Here is a 4,905-nt window from a genome sequence, read left to right as displayed (position 1 = left end):
CAGTACATCAAATGATGATGAAGCGCGCGGGAAACTGATCAGCTTCTATTTTCGATTTTCTCGATGCCAAAAGCAAAATGGCAAATTTCTTCTCGTTTAAAGTCCGCGCTCGTTCGGTTCGGATGGTGTTCGAGCATCAAGGCTCATACGAAACGCAGGCGGTCACGGTCGTTGCACCCAAGATCGGCTGCATTCCCCAGACCTTGAGCGGATGCGTCAAGCAGACCGAGAAGGACAGTGGCATGCGCGACGGCGTGAAGACAGAGGAACGGCACCGTATCAAAGCACTTGAGCGCGATAACCGCGAACTGCGCCAGGCGAATGAGATCCGTCGCAAAGCATCAGCCTATTTTGCGCAGGCGGAACTCGACCGCCCATTGAAGCGATGATCGCCTTCATTCATTGCCCGGCAGAGTGTTGCGCTGCAATGCACGAGAGGGGAAGATCGGCGCGTTGTCTCCGGTGTCGAGTCGATCTGCGGGGTTCTGCCGATCGCGCCGTCGACATACTGCCACCGCTTGGCGTGCCTCGCTGATCCGTCCAAAGCTTCGGCACGCCATCAGCGGGCTGCGGAGCTATGTCCGGAAATCAAACGGGTTTGGGATGAAAATTACCTAGTCTATGGGGTCCGCAAAGCGTGGCACCAGTCGAAGCGCGAGGGCTTTGAGGTGGCAAGATGCACGGTGGACCGCCTCCCTTTCGGGACATTTCCTGCGGAAATACCCTGCCGGGCAGTGGATGAAGCAGATCGGCATCCGTGGTGCGGTGCGTGGTAAGGTGTTCAGGACAACGGTTCCTGACCGGTCAGCGCAGTGTCCGCGTGACAAGGTGAACCGCGTCTTCCGGGCTCCTGCACCGAACCTGCTCTGGATCAGCGATTTTACATATGTGCCCACGTGGCAGGGCTTTGTTTAGGTGGCCTTCGTCATCGACACATTCGCTGATCGCATCGTGGGATGGCGGGTCTCGCGGTCTGCCAAAACGGACTTTGTCCTCGACGCTCTGGTACAAGCCCTGCATGATCGACGTCCAGTTCAGAAGAGCGGATTAGTTCACCACTCGGATCGCGGCGGGCAATATTTGTCCATTCGATACACAGAGCGTTTGGCCGAAGCCGTGATCGAACCCTCAGTCGGCAGCGTTGGAGACTGGTATGACAGCGCCCTCTCTAAGATGATAAACGGTCTATTTTAACCGAATTGATCTATCGCCAGGGACCATGGCGCAACATGCCGGATCTGGAAATGGCCACCCGCGGATGGGTCGATTGGTTCAACAACAGACGTCTGCTTGCCCATCGGAAACATCCGGCCAGCCAAGGCTGAATACAACTTCTAAGCACAGCGCTACGTGCTTGATACGGTCGCGTGAAATGAAGCTATGGGTCTCCGATGGAACCATGGCGGTTCACGTCGTTGTTTTCTTTCGCATTCACCACCCTGAACTGGCTGCCGTCCATGGCGACCAGGTTCTCGTCCAGCAGATCGATAGCGCGACATAGGGCAACAACTGTTGGCAAACCTTGCCGATCGCGGGCCTATTGTCTTTTCGGAAATCTGCAATCGGCCCGTCAGCCAAATGAGTCCCAGGTTGCTGCCGCACTCCCATTCCAGCCGTCGTGGCGACTGGATCTGATTGATGTAGCCGTACGAAAAAAATTTGCGGTATCAGCCCGGAATGATAGTCAGGCCGACCCGTCGGAGCATGCGTGGCATGGAATCCTACCTCCGATAAATTCAGCAGGTCGATCAGGCATCAATCACTCGAACCGAACTGTCGTTGCCAAAATAATCGTCTGGCTCCGGTCTATACCTTCGATAAACTGCGCCATTAAAGACTTCCACACCGAATGCGGAAATCATACCATCATTCAGATCAAGGGAGAGTTTGCACACAGCCTCTCCGCACCCCGGTCGATGATATTAGCTGCGGCGAGTGACCGTTTCCGAGTTATGTATTGATTCAGAACATAGGCTCCAAGGCTATGCGACCTATCGGATAACGCATAAGAAAGGTCCGACATATGGGAAACTGGCTGATCCTTGCAGCTACACTCGCTGCCTTCAACGTGCCGCAAGAGCGAGCAAAGGGCGGAGATACTCGTGAATTCACTCAACACGTCAAGGAACTCGACGCCAGCGGTACGCAAGTCAAGGTTTTGGTCACAGAGTGCTTTTCAAGTTGCACCTTCTATCTGTTCGCCCGAAATGTCTGTATCGCTCCGATGACACGATTTCATTTTCACGGTCCTTTCGACAGTGCGACGTTCCGAAGGACTGGTCAGCGAGGGCTGTCAGCAAAGGCGATAAACGAAACGCTGCTGGTCATGACAAGAAACTATGAAACTAGGGTCCCTGGTCTCGGCAATTGGTTTGCCAAAAACGCAGCCCACCTGTGGGGAACAAGATACGCGACGCTCACCGGCAGTCAGATACACGCCCGTTTCAACGTTCCCTACTGTTAAGGCTCAAGTAAGGCCCAAGAAGCGTGGCCATGAGGGCAGCATTTCGGGGTCGCAGATGATGACAATTCGGACCATCTAGCCGTTGCCGCCATATAGTCTGAAAAATTCAACTGACCGCAGGCAACTGGTGAGAGATTGCCAACTTCAGGGGATGTACCTAAAGCAGTATTGGCCAAGCGAACCTGACGAATGAATTCATCACAAGTAAACAGTCGAACACGCGGCGGTAATGATGGACTATCTGCTGGGCAGGTCGCTATGGTTATTTCATAGTGCGTTGCCTTATTGAGGCTCCGCCGCGTCTTGCGGCCTGTTCTGAATGGAGCTCACAAGTATCAGGACGACCTTATAATCCGTCAGGAGCAACGCAATGCCCGTCAAAAACCGATTTGCTCAACTGTTGCCGGAAATTACAGAATGGCGGCGCGATCTGCACGAAAATCCGGAAATCCTGTTTGAGACTTACCGCACCAGTGCCATCGTGGCGGAAAAACTGGAAAGCTTCGGTTGTGACCAGGTATTGACTGGGATCGGACGCACGGGTGTCGTCGCTATCATAAATGGCAAGTCCACCGCATCTGGAAAAGTAATCGGGTTGCGTGCGGATATGGACGCCCTGCCGATTCATGAACAAACCGGTCTTGAATATGCGTCCAAGACCGACGGAGCGATGCATGCATGCGGGCATGACGGGCACACGGCCATGTTGCTTGGCGCCGCGAAATATCTGTCCGAGACGCGCAACTTCGACGGCGTGGCGGTTATGATTTTTCAACCCGCCGAAGAAGGTGGTGGTGGCGGCAAGGAAATGTGCGACGACGGCATGATGGATCGTTTCGGTATTCAAGAAGTATACGGAATGCACAATGAGCCGGGCATGCCGGTTGGATCCTTCGCAATCCGGCCCGGTGCTTTTTTTGCCGCTGTCGATCTCTTTGATATTGTGGTCGAGGGCAAAGGTGGTCACGCAGCCGAACCGAACCAAGCTGTCGACAGCATCGTGACCGCAGCCGCGATTGTCACAGCATTACAAACGATTGCCAGCCGGAACACGGACCCCGTCGCACAGGTCGTCGTGTCGGTCACGTCGCATGTGTCTTCGTCGGAGGCCTACAATGTCATCCCGCAACAGGTACACTTGAAAGGCACAGTACGCACGTTCTCGCCGGCCACCCGCGATCTGGCGGAGAAACGGCTGGGCGAGATCGCGATGGGCACTGCCGCAACATACGGCGCAAAAGCGAAAGTTGACTACAAACGCGTCTATCCTGCGATGATCAACCACGACGACCAGACCGCGTTCGCAGCCGATGTTGCGGCCTCGGTATCAGGTTCGTGCCAAGATGCGCCGTTGATCATGGGCGGCGAGGATTTTGCCTTTATGCTCGAAGAACGGCCTGGGGCCTACATTATGGTAGGGAACGGTGACGGGCCGATGGTTCATCATCCAGAATACAATTTCAACGACGAAGCAATCCCCGCAGGGTGCAGTTGGTGGGCGGAGATTGTGGAACAACGAATGCCGGTTTCTAACTCGCACAATACATGATCGGTTGGGTCATGGGCTTCAATCCAGTTTCATTGAACAAAGCTCCGTGTGCTGCTTGCTTTGGTCCCAACATTCAAATTTCCCCGTTGCTGGGAGCAATTGAACCAGTGGGCCCGCCGGTCCCCACTATGCAGCATGTACGAGCTCGATCAAATCATTTGCGATCACGACAGCCCACAGGAGACGTTCATAGCATTAATTCGCGCCGCGCCGCAGCTTCACCGAACCGGCCATCCGCTGCGATTGATTGGTACGGAAGGCGCAAACTCACGGTTTGCAGGACTGAGCCGCCTTTTGCTGGTGCAGCTTTCGCTAAGGCAGAAAACCTTTGCACATGCGGCACGCCAATCGCTCCGCTGCGGCCCGTGTCGCCAAAGCAGTCGCTCAACCTCGTCGCAAGACGCCATATCCAAACTGTCTCTTCACTGCACAGTATCTGAACCATCAAGACGCGGACATAGGGTGCATTCGCCGCACACTTACCGATGGCGGTTTTCTGCGAATTCTCCTTGTACCGTTTGAGTTAATGCGGTGTTCCAGCTTGAGCCAAGAACCATGTTACAACGGTATCAATTGCGGCGTTCTGTTTGGATTTACGCATGGCGAGCAGGTAGAAATCCTGTTTTCCGGACAGGGTTTCTGGCGTGATTTGTATCAGCCGTTTGGCTGCAATGTCAGTTGCCACGAGAAAGCGGCTTACCAGAGCCGCTCCCTGACCAAACAGCGCGGCGTCTACTGCCAACGATGTTTGACTAAGGCGCAGTCCATGACCTCGATCATCTTCGAAATTGTGCAATTTGAGGAATTCGGGCCAAACTGAGCTGCCCCCCGAAATTCGGACACTGACGTAAGCTGCGATTTGTTGTCTGTTAATCTTCAACACGAAGGAGAT

Annotated in this window: 3 protein-coding genes, 1 pseudogene and 1 other annotated feature; of the genes and pseudogenes, 3 read left to right on the top strand and 1 reads right to left on the bottom strand. The window is 54.4% G+C overall.

Going from position 1 to position 4,905, the window contains the following annotated elements:
• Positions 1 to 77: 77 nt before the first annotated feature.
• The 3 genes and pseudogenes from LC354_RS26320 (at position 78) to LC354_RS26310 (ending at position 4,013) form a co-directional block, all read left to right on the top strand.
• A pseudogene (locus tag LC354_RS26320) lies at positions 78 to 1,338 on the top strand (IS3 family transposase).
• Positions 344 to 500, top strand: a sequence feature (AL1L pseudoknot). Its footprint overlaps the pseudogene before it by 157 nt.
• A gap of 685 nt (positions 1,339 to 2,023) precedes the next feature.
• The gene (locus tag LC354_RS26315; protein WP_223428920.1) at positions 2,024 to 2,464 is read left to right on the top strand and encodes a hypothetical protein; all 441 of its coding nucleotides are present in this window, start codon (positions 2,024 to 2,026) and stop codon (positions 2,462 to 2,464) included.
• A 370-nt stretch (positions 2,465 to 2,834) separates the two neighbouring features.
• Positions 2,835 to 4,013 carry a M20 aminoacylase family protein gene (locus tag LC354_RS26310; RefSeq protein ID WP_223428919.1) on the top strand — a complete coding sequence of 393 codons (1,179 nt, stop codon included), beginning with the start codon at positions 2,835 to 2,837 and terminating at the stop codon, positions 4,011 to 4,013.
• Between the two features lie 523 nt (positions 4,014 to 4,536).
• Here LC354_RS26310 and LC354_RS26305 read toward each other — a convergent pair.
• Positions 4,537 to 4,905, bottom strand: a 369-nt coding sequence (locus LC354_RS26305; RefSeq protein ID WP_399204399.1) for a LysR substrate-binding domain-containing protein, incomplete at its 5' end; no start/stop codon positions are given.

This window comes from Tateyamaria pelophila (genome assembly GCF_019966495.1).
In the GTDB taxonomy this organism is placed as follows: Bacteria; Pseudomonadota; Alphaproteobacteria; order Rhodobacterales; family Rhodobacteraceae; genus Tateyamaria; species Tateyamaria pelophila.
The sequence above is the reverse complement of the archived record's forward strand: the minus strand, read 5'-3'. Positions and strand labels throughout refer to the sequence as shown.